This window comes from Legionella norrlandica (genome assembly GCF_000770585.1).
Classification (GTDB): Bacteria; Pseudomonadota; Gammaproteobacteria; order Legionellales; family Legionellaceae; genus Legionella; species Legionella norrlandica.
Window position 1 is genome coordinate 1 of record NZ_JNCF01000063.1, and the last position, 17,000, is coordinate 17,000.

A 17,000-nucleotide genomic window follows, 5' to 3' on the forward strand; every position below is an offset into this window, starting at 1 on the left:
GGTATGCCTGGAAAAAATAGAGCTGCTTGCGGAGGCGTCAATTATCTCATCCAGAGAGTGTAGGTTATCTATGAGCAACCGGTGTAAAATATCAAGCTTATCTTTTGTCAATTTCTTTGTTGATTCAATAACGTAGCTGTTATTTCCATCTCTAAACCAATATATGAAGATGTTGTTTTGCAATATAAAACCTGAGCCAGGTGCTCCATATAAAGTGTTTGTCTTTGGATCTGGTTTGGAGGAATAAAATCGATAATTGAATTGATTATGACTATTATTTTCTTGAACTTGTTCAATGAGCCCAAAATCAGAGGCCAGCTTTCTTGCTAAAAATAAAATACTCATAACACAATGCTGCAATTTACCAAACGAGCATAATGATAAAATTTTATACACAAAAAATCAATATTTATAGAGATTTTTTACTGTTTTTTAAGAAAATTAGGGTATTTTTGCTATTTCAGTCATAAAGATAACAATTTGTTCAATATATTTTTAATGCCAAACTTGCACTGCTCTCTCGCATTGGCGATAATTTCAATTTTGCGTGGAGAATTCGTTTTGAGCGTTTATATGAAAGAGCCCTTAGAAAAGGCGCAGGCATGTGTCATATGGATGCATGGGTTAGGGGCTGATTCCTCTGATATGATGGGTTTAGCGGAACAGCTGACTATCCAGGATATGGCTTTAAGGCATGTGTTTCTTGATGCTCCGTCAATACCAGTAACCTTGAATGGAGGAATGGTAATGCCGGCTTGGTACGATATCCATGGATTAGAATTAGTGGACAAAGAAGATAAAGAAGGTATAGAACAGTCTGAGTTACTAATCCGAAAGATAATAGATGCTCAATTGAATTATGGATTCAAGCTTCATCAGATTTTTCTAGCGGGTTTTTCTCAAGGTGGGGCTATGGCATTACATACAGCCCTTCATATGAGTGGTCGCCTGGGAGGAATTATTGCATTATCTGCCTATTTGCCCTTAGCAAAGTATAATAAGCCACAGATGGATAAGAGTACCCCAATTTTTATGGGAGCAGGGCAATTCGATCCTTTAGTGCTTCCAAAATGGACCCAACAGAGTAAAGATTGGTTATTAACTAAAGGATATACAGAAGTCTCTCTATATCAGTATCCCATGGAACACTCCATATGTTTTGAGGAAATCAAGGACCTTAGTCTTTGGCTTAATAAGCAGGTTCAAGGAGTTTTGTAATGACCATAGTAAATAGAGCACGAATAGTACCTTATTCCTGTGAGCAAATGTATGGATTGGTTAATGATGTGGAACGTTATTCCGAATTTTTACCATATTGTGCTGGAAGCAAGATTCTTCATCGTGATGAGGATGAAGTGCAAGCTACTTTGATTATTTCTGCTGCAGGGATGAGTAAATCATTTACTACGCGTAATCGACTGCAAGCAAATAAAATGATTGAAATTCGTTTAGTTGATGGACCATTTAGTCACTTAGAGGGATTTTGGCGTTTTGATGAGATGGATAACAAAGGTTGTAAGATTTCATTCGATCTGGAGTTTGAGTTTGCAGGTAAAATATTTTCAATGTTACTTGGGCCAATATTTGATCAGGTAACTGATAAAATGGTGGATGCATTTTGTGAAAGAGCTGAGGCCATTTATGGTAAAGGTTGAATTAATTTACATCGCTCAGTCGGGGAGTTGTCTCCATTGCAAAATGGAGTTGAGGCCAGGTTCTACAGTCGAACAGGCGTTAATAGAGTCCAATATCTATTCGCAATATCCCGAAACTAAAGAACTACCTTTTGGTATTTACGGCAAACAAATTCCCATGGATTTTGTCTTAAAAGAGGGGGACCGGATAGAAATTTATAGGCCCCTCACACTGGATCCTAAAGAAAAGCGCCGTCGATTAGCTCAATTTAAAAAATCAGTGCGGAGTTAGAGTTTTACAACAAAGGTGCTTGTCAATGCATAGCAGTAGCCGAAAAACTCTAGGTTTCGCGATCATTCCTGAGTTCCTCGCTGTCTCAATTTTGCGAGGAACTCTCAGTAGCCATTCGTGGGAAATAAGAAATGGAGCCTGATTTTAACTTAAGATAAATTATGGCTTATGTTCTATTTGGGCCAGAGATCCATTGGAGAAATGTAAGACTACAGTACGTATCTCTATGCTTCCTTTTCCTCGGCGCCAAGTATAAGCATAGTCCCATCGATCGTTATTAAAAGTTGGACTCATTAAACTGGTGCCCATTAAAATGGCGACATCGTTTTTGCTCATACCTATTTTTAAGCGGACAATTTTTGATTGGGGCAATAAATTCCCTTGTTGAGTAATGCGCCTTGAGAAATCATAGGATGCACATTGTGTTAAAGCTAATGTTAAAATAGAACAAATAAAAAAAGTTATTATTCGCATTTTTTTGCCTACCGTGTAAAATTTCGCCATAATAACATGCCATTTATTGAAAGGCACCTGTCCTGATGTGGAATTTGAAATTGTCATTGTTTAGATGAAGCTCGCTATCTGAAATGGTTGAAAATAAAAGTCGTAGGCAGTTAGAAATGGCATCATTGGTATTTTGCAAAAAATAATGACTAAAATTCGGAATTCATTATTGTTAAGGAGCACAAGTGGAAGAAAGTCAGCAGTTGAAAGAGGCAGGATTAAAAATCACATTGCCACGTATAAAAGTTTTACAAATATTGGAGCAGTCCCGCAATCATCATTTAAGTGCAGAAGGGGTTTATAAGGCCTTACTAGATTCAGGTGAAGATGTTGGTCTAGCAACTGTATATAGAGTCCTTACCCAATTTGAAGCCGCAGGGTTAGTTACCCGGCATAATTTTGAAGGAGGCCATTCAGTATTTGAGTTGTCTCAGGGGGAGCACCATGATCATCTTGTTTGTGTTAAATGTGGGCGAGTAGAAGAATTTGTAGATGAAATAATAGAGCAAAGGCAGAAAATAATTGCGGAACGTGCCCATTTTAAGATGACAGATCATGCTTTAAATATTTATGGCATTTGTCCTCGATGCCTCTAATTTGGATGTTTTAACTTAATTAGCTTGTCATCTCTGCCGGGTATTTTAGAATATTCTTGTATAGTTTTTTGTTTTTGGTAAGACAGACTCTTTGCAAAGATGGTTAAATCGCTTGGGTTCTTTATTGGCTAACGCCCTACTATTTCAAGGATCTATAATATGAAATTCGATTATATTATTGTTGGCGGCGGTAGCGCGGGGTGTGTTTTAGCATCAAGATTAAGTGAGGAGCCAGCAAATAAAGTCTTATTGTTAGAAGCCGGAGGCAGCAATAAATCTCCTTTTGTTCAGATCCCTTTTTGTACTGTCATGACCATGCCATTTCGTATAAAAAATTGGCATTATTATACAGAACCCCAGCCTGGTCTTAATAATCGTCGCGGCTACCAACCAAGGGGCAAAGTTTTAGGTGGATCTAGCTCAATTAATGCCATGATATATATTCGCGGTCAACGCGAAGATTATGATGAATGGGCGCAAACTACTTCAAATGACTGGGCGTATGATTCTGTTTTATCAATATTTAAAAAATTTGAACATAATTGCTCGCTTCATGATGCTTATCATGGACAGGAAGGCGAGTTATCTGTTAGTGATTTAATAAGCCCCAATCCGGCCTCACGAATATTTGTTGAAGCAGGGGTTGCCTGTGGATACCAACAAAATCCTGATTTTAATGGCGCCAGTCAGGCGGGTGTCGGTTTATATCAGGTGACTCAAAAGGGAGGTAAAAGGCATTCGGCTGCTGATGCGTTTTTAGATCCTGTTTTATCCAGGTCAAATTTAAAAGTATTAACTAAAAGTTACGCTTTGAAGTTATTAATTAACAATAAACGGTGTCAAGGCGTTGTAGTAAAACATAGAGGTAAAATAATCGAATTCACAGCAAACAAGAAGGTTATATTAAGTGCAGGTGCAATCAGTTCACCTCATTTGCTTCTATTATCAGGAATTGGTCCTCAAGATGAGTTGTCGAAGCATGGGATAAATTGTATTCATGAGTTACCTGGAGTAGGGGAAAATTTTCATGATCATCCCGATTATGTGCATATCTATAAATCGAATCATCCCGATCTTTTAGGTTTGGGACCAACTGCTTTATGGGATATATTCAAAGCGTTTCGAGTATATAGGAAATCATTCACTGGCTTGATAACATCAAATTTTGCTGAAGCAGGAGGTTTTTTATCGACTGAATCTAAAACCACAAGACCAGATATTCAATTACATTTTGTACCAGGTATCGTTGATAACCATTTCCATAATCTCCATTTTTCTCGCGGCATGTCTCTTCATTTTTGTGTACTACGTCCCAAGAGTCGTGGTCGGATCCGATTAAAATCTGCAAATCCTTTGCAAGCTCCAGCAATTGATCCTAATTTTTTATCTCATGATGAAGATTTAAAGATTATGATGCGCGCTTATAAAATGAGCTTGGAAATCATGGAAAATAACCTTTTCTCAATTTATCAAGGGAAAGCTTTATATCATGCTTCATCAGAAGAAGAGCTGATTCATTTAATCAGACAACGTACTGATACGGTGTATCATCCGGTTGGGAGTTGTCGGATGGGGAATGATGAAATGGCGGTGGTGAATCCGCAACTACATGTTCATGGTATGGAAGGGCTAGTAATAGCTGATGCATCTATTATGCCTCAAATTGTTTCTGGTAATACTAATGCTCCAGTCATGATGATAGCTGAGCAGGCAGCGCATTATATATTAAGTGGAGGATGAGGGTACGACATAAGAAAATAAGCTTAATTTTCTTATGCCGAATAGAGATTTCATTTTAGGGTGTGTGTCCTTATTCGATGTGAATGGAGTAAGAGTAACTTCCAACGCCATCATAAGTGGTATTAATATAGCGCAGCCCATTGCAAGAGGCACTAACAACCGGGTGATTCATAAAAGGACCATCATTAATATCTAATACGCACCAATTGGCACTATCGTAAGCGACGGTGACATGAGCATATCCTGCACGACAATCAAAGCCATCTCTAATTACAAAACTCCGTGGGCCAACTATTTGCAATACGACATCGGAATCGTTGTAGCCGCTCACAACATAAATACCTGGATGCGTCCTATCGCTCAAATGGAAAAAATCCTTATATCCACAGAATGTTTCATTCGCATACGCATTCACCATTAAAATACTGCTTGCAGCGAGCACTGTCCATTTTTTCATACGATAATTACCTTATTATTGTTATACAGGGAGTTGAATTATAGGAAATCAATGATTATTAAACAATCATTTTGTGCCTTTTGTTAAATTCGCCGTTTTGGAAGAAACTAATACAAAATATTTCTATGTCGTTGCAACTGATGGCGATGTATTTAATGTTTCATCCTTGCCAGCTATATACTCTGGGGTAACTGCTGTTGCAGGTTTTTTTCCGGCGAATAATCCAAAACGATTAGCCAGTTCATTAATTTGAGGTTTTGTATTAACTGAGCTTTGCAAGTTATTAAATAATTTTCTTCTGTCCGGTGTGTATAAGTGAAGAGCTTCTAATAGGGATAAAATGCATTGTTTTAAATAATTCCAACTGAAATAATTCTCTCGTTTATGATCCATAATAATTCTTTCAAAATTAGGATTTTTTACCTGAGAGGATATTTGTTTGATGCGCTCTTCTATAGTAACTGGAATAGTCTTCCCGTTTATAATTAAAGTTTGAGCCTCACTAATATCGATTAGATCGTTGATCAGTTTTGTCTTTTTCGCCAACGTGTCTTCGCTTTCAAATGTGAATTTCTTATGCTCAATGGCTTTCGTTGAAAGGCTAAAATAATTTTTAAATTGAGCTAAAGCAACTCTTACTGCATCAAGATGATAATAGTTAACAAAATTATCTTCTTCAAATTTTTTGATTTTTTGTTTTAATAAATTCTTTATAGTCAAATTAATATCTTCTTCGAATTTAGAGAGATTAATAATTTCTTTTTTAAATACTAACAAGTATTCTCTAAGTCTTGTACGATACTCTTTATCAGTATATTGAAGGCCTATATGACGGTTACACAAAACTTCTAATTGTTTGTCGAATGATTCGGTCGTGTACTCTTCGATATAGAGAAGATCTTCTTTTTCCTGAGTTAATTTTAATTCATTAAGATATTGTAATTTTTCTTTGGCGGTGTTCGCCTTCATAAGATAAGTTGCTTTTAAGCCTAGATAATGATGATAACTAGAAATGATCAAATCTTTGATAAGGGTTAATTTGGGCTCATATTCTTTCAGCTGTGAGTTTAAGAAAGCATCTAATTCATAATCCTTTGGATCCGGGTCGGTATTTTGAGGCAGTTTTTTTTGTAATTTGACTAATTTATACAAAGCCTTTGGATAATTTTCAATTAGTTGCTCTTCTGTCAATTTTATAACCAAAGGAGAGGCAGGCAAAAAACCTCCGGATAAATTATTTCTGCTTTGAATAAGCTCATATAATTTAATGATAGGTTTATAATTTTTTTCTAATTTCTCTAAATGCTTTGTGGCATTTTCCAGGCTTTTATTGGTTGTTTTTATTCTTTGCTCTAAAGGTGCCTTATCACATACCATTTTGATATGGATTTTAGAGTGGAGCTGCAAAGAGTGTAACAGACCTTTATAATACTCATCAGTTATTTTTTTTAGTGGTCCGGAGATAGTGCCGGGAACTAAACCAAGTTTATCTTCCCAAACGTCGGCTTCCATAAGCATGGGGGTGAAAATTTTAGACCGGAACTGATCTAGATTATTCATTATGGTGTTATGAGAAGTACCAATAAACTCATGGAGTTTATTGGTCATTTCTCTATAAAGAAGATACATTACCGGTGATTGTAAAAATAATTTGAAATAAGAATTTGAACTTTTAATGATATTTTCTATTGTAACGTTTGCTTTTTTGGCTTTTAAATGCAGCTCATTGAGCTCCTCTGTCGTAAGGTAATTATTATTTCGTAAGCTTCTAATGTGTTTTGGTAAAATATAAAAAGCATTAAGCGTATACCAAAGAGCAGTGTATTGAATTTCTTTATTATAGTGTACTTCTTCTGATGACACTTGATAAGCATCACTGTGTTCTTGTATTGTTGCAAAAAGCATTTGCGCTTTTTCTAGTAAATCTCTTCCTATCAGCTTAAAGTGGGGATCTGAAGCCAGTTTTAAGGCTAATTTTTTGATTTCGTTGATATGATCATAAACTTGTACCAAGTGATAAACATACACGCTTTCAAAGCTGTGAGTATCTAATTTTTCTAATTCCAATATAATTTTTTCAATATGATAAAGACTATTGAACAGACGTTTTATGGCGATAACTTGTTCACTTTGGGACAGCTCTTTATTTTTATCTTCTAATTCTGGGTAAGGGATTCCCTTGGATTGTTGCTGTAACTCAGCTTTCATTGAGTGATTAAACAATAAAATAGTTTGATTCAGTTCTGCTCTAATTTTCTGAAAGTATTCAGAAAACTTAGTATGTTTAATTAAGCGATGCGCTCTCTTTTCGAGAGTTGCATCGTGATCTAGTTTAATAACAGTATTTTCACTGGTGAATTTTTCTTGGGCGCATTTTAAATATTGTTTGCTCTTTTTATTCCATTGCAAATCAACTTCAGTAAAGTAAATTTGAAAATGCTCGTCCAATTTTTCAAATAAATCAATTGCTGGGGCTGTATAGATTGATGGTTCATCGGAAAAGGAATGAACCAAAAATTTATCAAAACTTATTGCAGAAGCTCTCAGTTCAGGAGGTATTCCATTAATAAAATAGGGTTGAAATATATTATATAAACTTCGGCACCGAGCTTTAGTTGCTTTATCGAGATCATTTAAGTAGACGGCTCGTCTTTCTATTTCTGTTATGATTTTGCTTTGTTTTTTTAAAATATCGATAAATTCATTATAAGCGTCACTAGCAACTCTAAATTTTTCACGCTTATTTCTATACCATTGATAGAGATCGAGAGCTTGATCGGAGGTTAAATTTTCAGGGTTAGTTAGTAAATTATGCCCATTCTCTAATTTGAATTGCAATTTGGTTGTAGCACTATTGGCAGGATTTAAAGCAGATGCTTCATCGATGGTAAAGACGTTCGTTTTTTCGCTATATGGAAATAACGTCAGATTAGTTTGTTTATGGACTGAGTCGATGAGATCTCTGTTCAAATCGATATGAAATTGTTGAGTTATTTTCTTTTTGGTGATTAGAGCCTGCAGCGCTTCTTTTTTTGCTAAAACAATGCTGACCTGATCAGCAGGGGGCTGGCCACTTATCCAATGCCATGGTTTCATTAGATAGGAGGTCCAAGATTCCGCTCCTTGTTGTAGACTATCAATTAATAAAGCATTTAGGTCAATATCCACATTCATCATATAAGGACTGATTACTTTATAATGCGTAATCAATTGACTTTTTATTTCTTTAGATAATTGGTTTATAGAGAGATTTTTATAAAGTGGATTATTTAATATTTCATAAAAGCTGTCTAATGCCTCTTGGGCTTTTTGGATTTTAAAAAGAGATTTATTTGCTTCATCAATACGTTGATAAGTTCTTTCCAATCTTAGAGCAAGAAAACGAGAATCCTCAATGCTAAGTAATTCTTCCCCTTTTTCTTTGAAATCTACGGGTTTGGATGCATAGTAAATTAGGAGTTCATAAAGAGGTTTGATTTTTTCCATTAGCGGCTTAGACAACGTGCCGGGCTTAAGCATAACATTGTCTTCAATTTTATCCACTAAACCGAATAAATTGGGTAATAAAACGTATTTTAATTGTGCTAAATTATCGCGAATAACATCTTGCGATGAAGCGCTGAAGTGCCCCATCTGCTCAATAGAGCTTGTAGCTAAAGTAATAATATTACGAATAATATGAATGTAATTTAAAACTTTAAGGGATACGAAAAAGTCATTTCCCTTCAAGTTTTCTAGGTCATTTAACAATTTAAGAGCTGTATTTTGTAACTCTTCTGTTTTTGCGTTATTGAGAGTAGGCTCTTTTTCTATAATTTGGGAAGAGTATTGTCTGATGTATTGAGTTAGTTGCTCTATATAACCAGGTAATACAGCACTAAATTGGGTGAGAAATTGATAATCCCAGTCTCCAGTGCTTGGACGCATTTGTTCTACTGCAATTCCACTGATTTCACCAGCTTTATAACTTAAAGGCAAATCTTTTAGCGATTCCGCCAGTTGTTTGGTATCTTCTGAGTGTTCATTAGCAAAGGTTTGAAGTTTGCTAACTAAAGGAAGAAGGAGAATTAATTCTTCCTTAAAGATTTCTTGCAAATCAACATCAAGATTAGTGATCAAATAGCACGCCTGATAGGCCTGATGAATAGTATTGTTATAAAGGAGAGAAAGATCAGAATAGGTTTGGCTTAAATTTTTTACATCAACCCTCTCTAAATCTTGGAAAGCCAAACGAGCATGGTAAAGGGCATTAATGAGTTTTTTAATTTGAGAAATATTTTCTGGGTCAAGATCAAAATCGGTAAATGGAACACCGTCTTTATTGATTTTTTCTAAATAAGGTGCGAGCCTGGGATTGAAGTGGTTGCTTTTCAAAGTAGCAATGACTTTAGAGTTAATTTTTTCGATTAACTTGGAAAACTGATTTTGTTTAAATGATTCTAAGAGCTTTATGTATTCTGAAATCATTACGATACTAAAAAATTAACTGGGAATATTATAAAGAAAAATGCTTAAGCTAATATTAACACATAATTTTTAATACACTTAATGCTAAAATATTTTTGAGATTGTTCATATGGTTAAGGCCTAAAGTAAATTTTTGGTTCACTTCTAATTCGATTCCAATATACTCATCAGGAGTATATTTTTTGCGTAGGGAAGTGGTAAACCCATTACTAATTCCTTTATATGGGTAATTCATTCGTACCTTATATTCGGGATAAAGGGTTTTAATTTCTTTTTGCCATTGCTTGGATAGGGCTTTTTCTGACGATCGTTGTGGGTCATATAGAATTCCAATATCAGTAGTCCTAATAAGGTTATTCATCTTTGGTGTAAAGCTGTGTACGGATAAGTGCCAAACTTGCAGTTCTTGGTTTATGAATTGTTGTATATTATTTATGACTTGGTTACGAAAAGGAAAATAATATTGATTAAGAATTTTTTTCTTTTCGTCATCTGATAAAGTCTTGGTTATTTCAGTAAAGCAATTGGGATGGTTGGCACTTCTATTGCAGTCGACTAATAATCTGGTGCAAGTTGCTTTATAAAGATTACATTGATTCATTCGATGAATTGATTCAGCAACTTCCAATGCTCCTAAATCAAGCCCTCTATGTGATTCCAGCAGTTCTTTATGTGGCTCAAATAATTTTTGATACTCAGGGGGCACTGTATTGACAGCATGTTCGCAGCTGACGACAAGAGCTAATTTTTTCATTATGGAATAAATTGTTCGTTAGAGAGTAAGCAATATGTTAGTTGCCTATAAACTTGCTTTAATGAATTGTGATCTGCATAGAGGCCACTTGCCTTAATAATCCGTTCGCTCAAATTTCCTTGCCTTAAAATAAGTTCCAAGGCTTGCTGTTGTTTCCTATCAAGCTCATGACTAATTTTTTCGATAAGATGTGACCATATGGTATTAACAGACATTTCTTGGGCAGGTAATTGCCATTGTTCTAATAATTGTTTGTTATCGATACGGCATGCTAACCCATTTTTTATGGTTTGATCGAAAACCTGCTTCAAAATCTTGGTGTCACAAGGTTTATCCAGATAAATATTTGAAGCACTTTGCCAGTATTTCAAAATAGCATTAATTGCTTTGGCTATTGCAATATCAGCCTCCACACATTCCTGACTATCTAGAATGCGAATTTCAATTGCTTTTACATCAAATTTAGGTATTGCAGCACGAGAGTTTAACCATTGATATTGCAATATTCCGTTTGGATCATAAGGACTAATATCTTGATACATGGGATTAAGAATTTTTTCCTGGTATTCGGTTTCTGTTCTGATGAATTCGGGAATAGTTTCACCGCAGATAGACGGGATCAGTTGCTGATTCCGACTATAAAAATATAGCCTTGAGTCTAGTAATCCTGTAGGTTTTCCATCTAAAAACGGGGTGCTGGCCGCTAGTGCTGGTAATAAAGGAAGGAGTAAACGAATAGTATTGTGCAGTTGACAAAATTCTTCTTCATTAGAATAAGGCAAGTTAACATGCATACTTTGCAAGTTTGCCCAGCCATGACCTTGACAATTAAAAATCATGTCGAATTGGTTATAAATATCATGGTTGCCATGAGGCCAGCGAACAGTTTCAGTATGAGGATCCATCCAAGGATGTGCTCCCGTAGGTAGCAACAATAAATTATGTTGGGTAAGTAGTGGTTGAATAGCCTGGATAGTTTTTTGGAAATGCGCACTGACTGGACTATGTAACGGTTTAGGGCCATTATTTTTTAATTCAAGCACATGCAAGACTAACTCATTGCTGATTGCTATGTCGTCTAGCTCTATTTCATTAACCTGATGACCTGCTAAGGCATTCAAAATTAGATCGCTTTTAGGCTGGACATTCAAATTATCCTTGTCTACCAACATGTATTCTATTTCTATACCTAGAACCGAAAAAATAGGGAAATCAGACATAGCCATGCTTCCTGCGAATACGTTGTAAAAATACACTCATAATTTGTTGATATAAATTGTGACCTAGTATTTTATCTTCAAGACCATGATCGATATTGGGATTATCATTCACTTCTATGACGTAGTATTTGTTACCATGACTTTTGATATCTACACCATATAAGCCATCACCAATTAGTCGGGTACTTTTCAAGGCTATTTTGATTATGGCCTCAGGTACCTCATGAAGAGGAAGAGTTTCGCTGTCGCCTTCTTTTTTTTCTTCAGGCAATGCCAGTCATAAATTTGCCAGTGCCCCTTAGCCATAAAATACCTACATGCGAAAAGCGCTTTATTATCCAAAACACCTATTCTCCAATCGAATTCTGTAGGGATAAATGGCTGGATAACGACTAAATCTGAGGTTTTGAAAAATTGGTTTAAAGATTTTTGTAATGATTTTTCATCATCTATTTTAATGACCCCATGAGAAAAAGCGCTGTCAGGTTTTTTTAAAACACAAGGAAATTCAAATTTAGGCAAATTTTTATCGTACTTACTGATAAATACAGTTTCTGGAGTCATGATCTGGTGGCTGCTTAAGAGTTCAGCAAGATAGACCTTGTTGGAGCACTTTATAATAGACTGTGGATCATCAATCACCACTAGATTTTCTTGGGAAGCACGACGTGATAAACGATAAGTATAGTGATTGACTGAAGTAGTTGCTCTAATAAATAAAGCATCATATTCTGCAATTGCTTTTGCTTCATTTTTATCTATGATATCAACGTTCAACCCTAATTCTTCGCCACAAGAAACAAAAAGCTCCAATGCTTTTTTGTTAGAAGGTGCATTAGGTTCTGAAGGATCCACAAGAATTGCCAGATCATGAAATCGTTGTTTTTTACGCCATTGATGAACTCTTTTTTTGGATAAATAATTTTTAGCTGACTGATGCATAAATTCCAAATGGTGTTCTGGCACATCAGATAGAGACAAAGGAGTTATGGCTTTAATTCGCCATTGTTTTTTCTTTTCTAAATAAAAACGAATGAGTGGCATAGGGAAAAGGCCATGGAGTTGTTTGGCCAGAGTGGCATATCGTTTTGCCAGATTCTGTCCAAAATATAGACTCAAAACAAATTCATTCCCTTTAATATCATGTAAGCTGTGTTGAATTTCTTCATGAGTGTCTTGAGAAATGAGTTTAGATAAGCTGACATTTAAAACATCCTGAATGCTGTGTACAGAAGGGATTGCTTTATGATCTCGAGCTTGTGCAAGTAAAGAAACATAGTAGCCAATGGTTTGATAATTATAGGATTGGCATAAATTAATAACTCGAAAAGATTTATTTTGGTGGTATTCATCCCCGCTAAGATATTCCAAAGCATGTACTATTGGGGCAAGTTCACTTAAAAAAGACCAGCTATCAAGATCATCAGTAACAATAACTGTTTGCATTTATCTCTCTTTAGGTTCAATTATGAGTAGATTCGCATCATAAGTTAGTACACCAAGCATTATAGAGTTAATTAAGCGATTGATGCTTACTTTATAATAATTGTTATGAGACAGAGGGTTTTCTGCGTGCGGATCTGCGACTATGATTAGACGTTTTTTTTCATCATAACCACATAGTACAACAAAATGCCCACAAGGCTCACCACGAATATCATCGTAAACTGATTTACCTTCTGGAGTAAAGTGTTCTCTTGGACTGCGGTATAGATATGTAGCGCTTAATGCAGTTAAAATAGGTATTTTTTTATTAAAATATTTTTTTAGTAAATCCACATTAAGAGAGTTAGAGCGAATTTTACCCCCTAATTCTAAATAATCTAAATAGGCCAGGGTTGCTTTGACGATGTAAGGATCATTATTTTTATATTTCATTTGAGTTTCAAGTTTGTGTCTCAGAAAAAAATTGTTCGCTTCTCCGTTATGAAACCAGGTAAGATCAAAGATGTTGAGGTTGTAGATATAAATTGTTGTCTGGAATCCCTGAAGCAGAGCATGTTTTCCAAGCATTGGCGTTAAGGTTCCTCCTGAGAGTGATTTATCTACTTCTTGGATAATTTCTTCTAATGGCAAATTTAGACCGTAATATAAATAAATGGCGCGTAAACTGGTTGGACCGCAGGTTTCATCATCAGGTTGGGTTCCAATTATTAGCTCTATCATAGATAAAATCCTTGCGGAAAATGGTTTCCTTATGATTTAAATTAGACAGTGGGGGGGGCTTTGTCAAATAAGGTAAGGGGCTAGAATTATCAATTATTTTATCACTTTTACCGAGAGCTCAAGAATAAAGTTGGCAATCTCTTCTGGCTGAGTAAGATAGTTTGTATAAGCTTTAATGTGAATAGGTTTATTAATCCGCTCACCAGAGGTTTTCGATTCTTCTATCATTTTTTTGACTTCGTTGCCTTCTGTACATACAAAGTAAACATCAGACTCTGGTCGATGCAAAAATTGGGCTTGAAATGATTTAAAAGCGAGGGATACTTTGCATTTAGCGAGTTCAGCATGATAAAAACCATGCAATCCGCCTGCTATATCGGCACCAACTGCCAAGGCGCCAAAATACATCGAATGAAGATGATTCCTGCTGCGTCTTATTAAAGGCAGACGCACAATAATTTCTTTACTTGTTAGTTTAATTAGCTTGGGCTTTAAATATCCAATAAGGGCTACTTTAAAGTGGCTAAAAAACCATAGAAAAAATTTAAATCGTGTTAATGGACTCATGTATTCTCCTGAACTTCTAAATTAGTAGTGATCTTTTTAACACCGGATATCTCATTGACCCTTTTAATAATAGCTGCAATAGATTGTGCGCTTTTTACATGTCCTGACAAGATAACCTCGCCATTGGTTGTGCTTGCATTGATTCCAACTAATGGTATTGATTCGTCATCCAGTACTTTAGCTTTTAGAACTGCTGTTTCAACTTCTGCTGTGATGAAAGCATCAGTAAAAGCTGTGTTGATTTTCTTAATATGCAAATTATTCGCATGGACTGTTTTGACCCCTTTTGTGTTTTTGGCAATGCGCAAAGCCTCTACAAAGGCTTCCTTATCGGGAGCATAACCACCTAAGGTAACTACTCCATTTTCAGTATTGATTGAGATTTTTAAGGGATTTAAATGTCTGCTTTCAGTGAATTTAGCTGTAATTTTGGTGGTAATAACAGAGTCACTGAGTTCTTGCTCTATTTCCATTAAGCGACTTGCTTGACCTGTATCTACAACAAAAACTAATGCTACAGCGAAAATTAAATTAATGCACTTACGCATAGTTATATCTCCTTCTTTGTGCTTATATTGAAGCAGAATTTAATAGAATAGTATATATTTTGTGTCTTAAATCTGTATTTGATGCAGAAGGTGCATTTCGCAAAAAATATAGGGTCTTTATACTAGAGCTCCGAATGATTTAAATTTTGCAGATAGGCTTATGGCGACATGAAAAATTAATAACCATAAGGGCAGTATAGCGAACGCTGAAGTTCGACCGCGTCTTCAGGAGCCCGGTCGAACCTCAGCTCGGTTCTCTTCGTTTGCATTACGTATGGATTGAACTGTTTCCTTGAAAATAGATAATGTATTGATTTTATCATTATCTACTTTAATCTTATTTTGCAGCGTAATAAACTCTGAAAAACGCATCAAAGCAATCCCAATACTTTTTATAATACCAATGCTTTGTTTTTGCTTACTTTTGATTAAATCATCTGTTAGCGGCGAAAATTGAAAACCTTTTTCTTTCAAGGTAGTAAAGATTTCAATATTGTATTTATTCACCATAGAGACGCCTATTTTCAGACAGTTTAATTCATCCGGTGTTATTTTTAATCTATTTATTAGTTTCCTAACCATTAACGGATCATTATGTGCTATGGCATTTTTTAAAAATTCTAATCGTGCTGTATGACTTTTTGCAGGGTCTTGTTCATCATTAAAACTTTTATCAAAATCTTTAATTCTATCCGCAAGCAAGTCAATGGCCTCATTATTTTTTTTATCTATAGAAATATTTATCAATTGAGATAAAAATTTTTTTGATATACTTAAAGTCTTTTCCTGGGAACCTATGCATTCTATTTTTTTGTCTAATATAAGAGTAATTATTTCACTATTCATCCCTTCAAAAGCCTTCTTTAATAGATCAGAAAATTTCTGAGAGTCGATTTCTCGATTGAAAACGTCATCAATGGTTTTATTGCTCAATAGTGTTTCAGTACATCGATATCGTCCTATCTTAATAGCAAAGTATAAGGCATCGGTTAATAATTTCTTATTGAGTTCTTTTTCTCCTTCATTATCCCCTTTATCCATCAAGATTTTTAGGACATTATTTGAATCATTACTAATGGCGAGAACTACTAAACGTGCATCAAGATTAAATGCCTTCTCTTTTAAAATATGTTCAACGGTTTCGACATCATCAGTTGCTATAGCAAAATATAAGGCATCACCTCCTTCTTGATCGCTTCCTGTATTTTCTGAGGGCTTTATATATTTATTTAATAAGTCCTGTTTTAAATTAGGGAATTCTCTTTTCTCGGTACTAATAACATCTATACTCATACCAAGCCGTTTTCTGCCAGAGGAAGACAGTGAAAAATTAAAGGCTTTTTTTGACAACCATTCCGTCATTTTTTCTTCAGTCTGGAATTTCTGACTAACTATCGTATTATTAGGGTCATATACTTTATAACCATTTTTATCGCGTGAGATTGCTACAGAATGCTCTAAACTACTGACGCGCATGACTTCATTTCCAGTAAGGTTGATATCTTTTATTATTTCGGCCCAGTTTTCATGACTTGTATTTAATCCTATTTTAAAGATGGACTGTAAATATTTATACTTCACGTGCATATATTCATGCGAATTAGATTGGGTGAATTGATTGCGAGTGATTTGCCGATCGCATGCTTGAAGATTAATAATCTTCTCTACCCAAACAAATAATTGATTATCATAAAGCTCATTACGAGGGGGGTTCTTTTGTGCAATATACGACAAAATGTCCTCAAACTCTTCCTCCTTCCCATTTAATACATAGGAAATATATAAATTTGATAAACCATGGCAAACTCCTCCTTCACTTAGTTTAATGGGTAAATTATGATATTTGAGGTAATTATTTAGATTCTTGATCACAAAATGTTGACTAGTATTTACTTGATTATTTGACATCACGGGCACCTGCTTATCAAAGTTGTTTATTTATTTTATCCATATTGAGTCATATTTGTACAATTAATTGTGATGATATCTGCTATGAATAATTTTGATATACTGGGCCTTGAAATAGACCAACGGATTATAGAACTGTGAGGTAGG

At 35.2% G+C, this 17,000-nt stretch carries 17 protein-coding genes; 5 read left to right on the forward strand and 12 right to left on the reverse strand.

What is annotated here, in order from left to right; genetic code table 11:
• On the reverse strand, positions 1-345 hold a 345-nt coding region (locus tag OK13_RS11565), incomplete at its 3' end, for a hypothetical protein (RefSeq protein ID WP_035890940.1).
• Between the two features lie 228 nt (positions 346-573).
• Between OK13_RS11565 and OK13_RS11570 the strand changes: the two genes are divergently transcribed.
• The 3 genes from OK13_RS11570 to OK13_RS11580 are packed head-to-tail and all read left to right on the forward strand — an operon-like array spanning position 574 to position 1,926.
• Positions 574-1,218, forward strand: a complete 645-nt coding sequence (locus OK13_RS11570; RefSeq protein ID WP_081964925.1) for an alpha/beta hydrolase — start codon at positions 574-576, stop codon at positions 1,216-1,218.
• A complete protein-coding gene (locus OK13_RS11575) occupies positions 1,218-1,655 on the forward strand; it encodes a type II toxin-antitoxin system RatA family toxin (protein ID WP_035890943.1) in 438 nt (145 codons plus the stop codon). The genes OK13_RS11570 and OK13_RS11575 overlap by 1 nt, the downstream gene beginning before the upstream one ends.
• On the forward strand, positions 1,642-1,926 hold the full coding sequence (locus OK13_RS11580) for an RnfH family protein (RefSeq protein ID WP_035890944.1): 285 nt from the start codon (positions 1,642-1,644) through the stop codon (positions 1,924-1,926). The genes OK13_RS11575 and OK13_RS11580 overlap by 14 nt, the downstream gene beginning before the upstream one ends.
• A 159-nt stretch (positions 1,927-2,085) precedes the next feature.
• Here OK13_RS11580 and OK13_RS11585 read toward each other — a convergent pair whose 3' ends face one another.
• Complete coding sequence (locus OK13_RS11585) at positions 2,086-2,430, reverse strand: outer membrane protein assembly factor BamE (RefSeq protein WP_035890945.1); 345 nt, start codon at positions 2,428-2,430, stop codon at positions 2,086-2,088.
• A gap of 185 nt (positions 2,431-2,615) precedes the next feature.
• Between OK13_RS11585 and fur the strand changes: the two genes are divergently transcribed.
• Together fur and OK13_RS11595 are read left to right on the forward strand one after the other, a co-directional pair.
• Positions 2,616-3,026, forward strand: coding sequence for a ferric iron uptake transcriptional regulator (gene fur, locus OK13_RS11590; protein WP_035890947.1), 411 nt, complete (start codon positions 2,616-2,618; stop codon positions 3,024-3,026).
• Between the two features lie 159 nt (positions 3,027-3,185).
• Complete coding sequence (locus OK13_RS11595) at positions 3,186-4,766, forward strand: GMC family oxidoreductase (protein WP_035890949.1); 1,581 nt, start codon at positions 3,186-3,188, stop codon at positions 4,764-4,766.
• 70 nt (positions 4,767-4,836) lie between these two features.
• On the opposite strand, the gene OK13_RS11600 is transcribed toward OK13_RS11595, so the two are convergent.
• From OK13_RS11600 to OK13_RS15495, 10 genes are all read right to left on the reverse strand, one after another.
• Positions 4,837-5,223 (reverse strand): hypothetical protein, encoded by a 387-nt coding sequence (locus OK13_RS11600; RefSeq protein WP_035890950.1) that lies wholly within the window; start codon positions 5,221-5,223, stop codon positions 4,837-4,839.
• Positions 5,224-5,346: 123 nt separating this feature from the next.
• On the reverse strand, positions 5,347-9,690 hold the full coding sequence (locus tag OK13_RS11605; protein WP_035890951.1) for a hypothetical protein: 4,344 nt from the start codon (positions 9,688-9,690) through the stop codon (positions 5,347-5,349).
• A gap of 55 nt (positions 9,691-9,745) precedes the next feature.
• Positions 9,746-10,444: an N-formylglutamate amidohydrolase gene (locus OK13_RS11610; RefSeq protein WP_035890952.1), complete on the reverse strand. Its 699-nt coding sequence runs from the start codon at positions 10,442-10,444 to the stop codon at positions 9,746-9,748.
• Positions 10,444-11,664 (reverse strand): glutamate-cysteine ligase family protein, encoded by a 1,221-nt coding sequence (locus tag OK13_RS11615; protein WP_035890953.1) that lies wholly within the window; start codon positions 11,662-11,664, stop codon positions 10,444-10,446. The genes OK13_RS11610 and OK13_RS11615 overlap by 1 nt, the downstream gene beginning before the upstream one ends.
• Positions 11,657-11,857 (reverse strand): ATP-grasp domain-containing protein, encoded by a 201-nt coding sequence (locus OK13_RS15910; RefSeq protein ID WP_277619302.1) that lies wholly within the window; start codon positions 11,855-11,857, stop codon positions 11,657-11,659. The genes OK13_RS11615 and OK13_RS15910 overlap by 8 nt, the downstream gene beginning before the upstream one ends.
• Positions 11,858-11,868: 11 nt before the next feature.
• Positions 11,869-13,110 carry a RimK family protein gene (locus OK13_RS11620; RefSeq protein ID WP_277619303.1) on the reverse strand — a complete coding sequence of 414 codons (1,242 nt, stop codon included), beginning with the start codon at positions 13,108-13,110 and terminating at the stop codon, positions 11,869-11,871.
• On the reverse strand, positions 13,111-13,830 hold the full coding sequence (locus OK13_RS11625; RefSeq protein WP_035890954.1) for a C39 family peptidase: 720 nt from the start codon (positions 13,828-13,830) through the stop codon (positions 13,111-13,113).
• A 93-nt stretch (positions 13,831-13,923) separates the two neighbouring features.
• On the reverse strand, positions 13,924-14,397 hold the full coding sequence (locus OK13_RS11630; RefSeq protein ID WP_035890955.1) for a hotdog family protein: 474 nt from the start codon (positions 14,395-14,397) through the stop codon (positions 13,924-13,926).
• Complete coding sequence (locus tag OK13_RS11635) at positions 14,394-14,945, reverse strand: BON domain-containing protein (RefSeq protein WP_035890956.1); 552 nt, start codon at positions 14,943-14,945, stop codon at positions 14,394-14,396. Before OK13_RS11635 ends, OK13_RS11630 begins: the two co-directional genes overlap by 4 nt.
• A 225-nt stretch (positions 14,946-15,170) precedes the next feature.
• A complete protein-coding gene (locus OK13_RS15495) occupies positions 15,171-16,853 on the reverse strand; it encodes a YopT-type cysteine protease domain-containing protein (protein ID WP_241480549.1) in 1,683 nt (560 codons plus the stop codon).
• Positions 16,854-17,000: the final 147 nt, after the last annotated feature.